This window comes from Ruminococcus sp. Marseille-P328, from assembly GCF_964249465.1.
Lineage (GTDB): Bacteria > Bacillota > Clostridia > Lachnospirales > Lachnospiraceae > Blautia_A > Blautia_A faecis.
Map to the genome: position 1 here is coordinate 1 of NZ_CAXUBQ010000052.1, position 4,979 is coordinate 4,979.

Consider the following 4,979-nt stretch of genomic DNA (forward strand, 5'->3'; position numbering starts at 1 on the left):
TGGTTGGCTAAACCTTGGATAAACCGGAATCCCACCGGCTTGACTACACACCCTTAGCTGGGCGCACAACTGGAATTCATAGCGTTCACTGCTAAAATCAATGCCCTTTAACGCCTTGTTCAGTTCCTTAAATTCCCCCTGGGCAAGCTTCATATTCTCCTGTAATTTCGCCAGAAACTGCTCATGAAATTCTGTTTCTGCCGCTTTATGGGCAGACTGTACTTTCTCCTCATAATCAAGAAGTTCAGAGTTTTTCAAACGTTCATACACCGCCTCAAATTCAGGAAAACCTTCCAGACTGGCAGCTGCACCAAAATCATGCTCGTTCTTATACTCCACCATGGCATTTATCATATTGTCTTTGGCAATCTGACATCTCTCACTGTTATATTTTCTCTTATTAGAAGGCAGTTTATAAAAATATTCACTTTGAAACTGCTCAATTGATCCTACTCCCAGAGCCTCCTTATATTCCCGATTCCAGCTATTTAAACATTCTCCCGCATCTGCTACAAGAGCGGTTACCTCACTCTTTCCGGTAATCTGTTTTTCCAGAAGTGTCTGTTTTCTGGCAATCAAATCCTGGATTCGGGCACGCATTCCACCGATTTTTTCCGTGTCGGAGCTGATGGTGTAATCCAATCCCCTAAGCATTTTTTCCAGCTCATCCAGCTGCAGCTGCTTCTGGATCAGGGTGGAATTTTCTTTCAGTTTTCGTATATTTTCCTCACATTTATCAATGGATTTATTTAACATACGAAGAGTAGCGATCACATCCAGACGGTACTTAATATCCACGTCACTTTCTGTAGAAAGAAGTCCCAGAATCTCTTTTGTGTCAGACAGCTTTTTCTCCTGATTTTCCATTGTTTCACTAAGCTTCTGAAATTCTTCTTCAGCCTGTGCCAGCTGTACGGTAAAAGCATTTTTGCCGATAAACGGCACACGAAATACCTCTGGTTTGATGGCACTTGCCACACAGTTCTGATATCTCATACAGCCCTTTGTGATAGAAACAGAATACTTTTTCAGGTCTTCGTAACGCTCGCACATCTGTACTTTTCCAAGGAGCATGTTGCTGTACTGACGGGCATATTTGTTCTGGGATGTGACTACTTCTGCCAGAGTTCCAGCAGGCGCAGTGTCGTATTTTTCCAGATCTTTCGTGTTGATCAGACCTACTCCATAAACCTTTTTCTCTCTTCGAAGACGGTCATAAATACCAAGTGCAATATCGAAGTTCTCCGGTTCTACAAGCACATAAAAACGCTGCGTATTCAGATACCCCTCTACTGCGTTTCGCCATTCCTCATCCTTAATTTCCAGCATTTCGCAGAGCACTCCAGGCTGGATTTCTCTTCCAATACCCGCAAATTCTTCCTGTACAGACTCCACAAGAAGCTCTACTCCAGATGGATAAGTCAGCTTTTTGCGTTTCAGTTTATTGATCTTTTTGCTTAATTTCTCCCATTCTGTCTGGTTCTGATTCAGCCGGATCTTCAGCTGCGCCTGCTCTTCCTGCAGTTCTCCATAGCGCATCTGTTTGAAATGGATCACATCATCTGTAAGGCTCTTTATTTCTGTTACATTGATATCACCATCCAGAGTTTGAAGTTTTTTCCGGTATTCACGGATACAGGAAGCGAAATCTGCGCCAGTTCCATTTTCTGCATTTGCAGACTGACTCATTTCGGTAGAAACTGCTGCAGAATATCTGGAAGTGTTCCCTGCCTCTATAGTCCGTAACAAACTCTCGCAGTCCCTGGCCGCCTGAGCCACGCTCTTCTTCAATTCCGTCTCCTCATTCATAGCTTCCTGTCTCTTATCCCGAAGCCTTTTCAGCTCTTTTTTCTCCTCTTCCAAAGCTACAAATTCCTGGTTATGGCGCAGTTCTACACGGATATTTGTGGCAATTTCCTGCTTTTCAGAGCGCTCTTTCTGAAGCATTTCCAGCTGGGCTTTCGCCTGGGAAAGACGGATTTCTTCATTCTTTCTGGCAGTTTCCAGACTGGAAAGCTGTCCTTCCACAAGCTCCAGCTCACTACGTTTCAGGAAATACTCGTACATCCTGTCCTTTTCAATACGCTCCTGTACACGCTGGTACAATTCCTGTATTTTTTTCAGTTTTTTCATGCGTTTTTTCACGTTATCAAGGGTACGTTCCATATCCTGATAAGTACGCACATTCTCCCGAAGTACATCAATATTGACTTCTTTTTCATCCAGCACGTAAGAGTAAACAAAGTCCTTAATATCGTCGATGGGCTTAAATGCAAGCGCTTTTGGAATCAGACGGAAGAACTTATCTTCAATCCTTCCAAGTCTTGCTGTGACCATTCTACGGGCTTCTACATTGGTCTTGCACCACTGGCGGATATCAATGTTGGAACCACGGAATTCTGCAATGGATTTCACCTGGTTTCCGTACAGGAAAAGATCATCTGAGATCCTGGTATTCTCCATCAGATACCGCACTGTGGTCTCCTGGCCCTCAGAAGCAGAGTCCACAACAGCACCGATAATGAAATATTTATCCTTGCTTTCCTCATAAAATTCCAGGGCAACATGAGCGCTGATCTCGCCGGTACGCTCATAAGGCTGGTTTTCTTTTCCTGTTTTACAGCGGATATATCCGGTAAGCCTTCGCTTGCCATTCTCGTGGGCCGCCTTGTTAAAATAGCCGGTGGAACAGATGATCACAAACTGGATCGCGTCCAAAAGAGTGGATTTTCCAGCGCCGTTTTCACCAGATAAAAGAGTGGAATCTCCAAACTCTATGGTACAGTTATTAAACCTGTGCCAGTTAATCAGCTTCATCCTCGTCAGTTTCTTCATCGCTTTCGTTTCTTCCCTTTCTGTATGTCTCCAGTTTCTCATATGCTGCCTTAATGTCTTCTGCACGTACCACCATCAGAATGGAGTCGTAAATCAGAACACGAGATTCTTCATCTCCCATATCCTTATCCAGAAGCTCCACGATCTGATATCTTCGGAATAGGCTCAGGGCATTTCGCATGGTGGTTTTGTCGATTAATCTGTCACGGATATTAAGACTCACAAACTTATCCTGAATGTCTCCAAGGTTCACGATTACTTCCTCTATTGCGGAAAGCTCACGCTTCTTTTCATCGTAAAGAATTCGCAGGATCAGAAGTACAATGGAATCATAAAGCTTCAGATTCATCCGGTTATACCCTCTCGGACTGGTCAGCTGAATCACTCCATATTCCTCGTTTATCTCAAGGCGATAGCCAAGAACGCCCAGATATTCTTTAAATTCTTTCCTGTATTTCAGCACAAAATAATAATCTGCTTTGGTATTCTGGTTTCCTTTGCACAAAAAGCAGGTTCCCAGAAGACGGTTGCAAACCCTGCTGAAATTATCCTTTTCTTTTTGCAGCATTCCTTCCAGATATTCCATTTTCTCTCCTCCGTATCCGAAAATCTTTGAAACGGTAGCCGTTTACTTCCCGTTCTTCCAGAGTTTCTATTACATATCCCATATTTTTGCGCTGACCATAAAGGCGCACATAGATCAGTTTGATAAAATCCTCTTCATTATTAAGAGGAAGCTGGCTTGCTTCCAGCTCATCCTTTTCCGCCAGATAACGGTTTACGTAGTTCTGAATTTTCTCTACACTGATCACTTTCCGGATCTTTTCTGCCATCTTTCTCATTTTCTCACGGCGAAGCTCTTCGTCTGGTTCCTCATTCTCCAGACTGGAGGGGATGAATTCCTTTTTCCCTTCTACTGCCAGATACAGAGAACTTTGTTCCAGAATAGAACACTGGTAAATACGCACCAGATCATCCAGAAAATCAATGCGGTAGATTCCCCCAAGATCCATATTTTCCCGGTTGATTTCTTCATTAATTCCCATGAGTATTTCTTTCAGCTGCCCCCGCACATCTTCATTTCCTGCCAGGAGAAATTTGGCACGGTTGATGGCAGCTCGCTGGTACTGGGTATTTTTCTGGTTGATTTCCTGAAGAATCTCGTCCATATTGCGGAAAGCCTCAATAATTTCGTGAAGATAACGGTAGGTCAGTTCCCGCCCCTCTTCCTCGGAAACCTCCCGGATAGCTGCAATCTCTGCAGATGCCTTTTCCAGAAATTCCTCATTGTGGCTTCTTTTCTCCAGGCACTGCATAATTTCCGGACGAAACTTGGAAACATTGTCAGAAGTCAACAGGCGGTGGTAGGCTTTGTCTACAATATTGGTAATGTAGTCGTTAAACAGTGCATCCATAATCTGGGCAACCGTGCTGTGTCTGGTAAGGTCATCAATGTAGTGTTTGATGTTGGAATTGAGGTTTTTCAGACCAGTGATCAGGTAGTCGGTGTTTTCCCAGATCTGCATGAGCACGATACCCGGCTTATCCATGGTGCCTTTTACCAGACTGTAAATGGTATAAATGTACCCCTGGTATTCAATTTGTTTCCCATCTGCGATATCCAGGAGTGTTTTGATTATTTTCACAGCGTATTCCTTGAAGTTTACACGCTGTACGTAGCTTTTGTCTGTTTCCACTTCGATCCAGCCGTAGTATTCCAGGCGGCGCAAAATGCCGTTAGCCCGGCTTCGGCTGTCATCAGCCTGGAATTCTTCTTCCACCAGCTGGGCCGCATTTTCCTGCCCAAAATAAAATTCCAGCTCGTCTACCAGCACTTCTCTTTCCACACCAAAGGAGAGCTGGTGTTCCATAATGGCAAAAAGGCGGCTGATACATTCCCAGTACACAATTCGGTTTGGCGAAGATAGCGGAACAAAAAAATTGTTGGGGATTATGTGAAACATAGGGTATCCTTTCTTCAAACGTAAAACAAGGGACAAACTGCTTTGTCCCTGAAATCTTTCTTTATTTTAGCATAGCCGGTTTTATTGTACAAGGTTTTCTAAGTTGCTATTTAGTTGATTAAAAGTTCTTTAATGCGGACGCATTTGGACAATGTGTATTACTCACTCGCCGGCGCAACG

At 43.7% G+C, this 4,979-nt stretch carries 3 protein-coding genes; all 3 read right to left on the minus strand.

Translation table 11 applies throughout. The annotated features are described in order from the left end of the window. Positions 1-2,835: ATP-binding protein (locus tag ACESTK_RS20285; protein WP_373120615.1), on the minus strand; the 2,835-nt coding region annotated here is incomplete at its 3' end. Continuing rightward, on the minus strand, positions 2,804-3,421 hold the full coding sequence (locus ACESTK_RS20290) for a DUF4194 domain-containing protein (RefSeq protein WP_118583732.1): 618 nt from the start codon (positions 3,419-3,421) through the stop codon (positions 2,804-2,806). The genes ACESTK_RS20290 and ACESTK_RS20285, both read right to left, overlap by 32 nt. Next, positions 3,381-4,799, minus strand: a complete 1,419-nt coding sequence (locus tag ACESTK_RS20295; RefSeq protein WP_195993026.1) for a Wadjet anti-phage system protein JetA family protein — start codon at positions 4,797-4,799, stop codon at positions 3,381-3,383. The genes ACESTK_RS20290 and ACESTK_RS20295 overlap by 41 nt, the downstream gene beginning before the upstream one ends. Between the last annotated feature and the right edge of the window lie 180 nt (positions 4,800-4,979).

Bases quoted from the DNA above. Each gene is read 5' to 3' on its own strand.
- ACESTK_RS20290 (WP_118583732.1), bottom strand. From the start codon at position 3,421: ATGGAATATCTGGAAGGAATGCTGCAAAAAGAAAAGGATAATTTCAGC.
- ACESTK_RS20295 (WP_195993026.1), bottom strand. From the start codon at position 4,799: ATGTTTCACATAATCCCCAACAATTTTTTTGTTCCGCTATCTTCGCCA.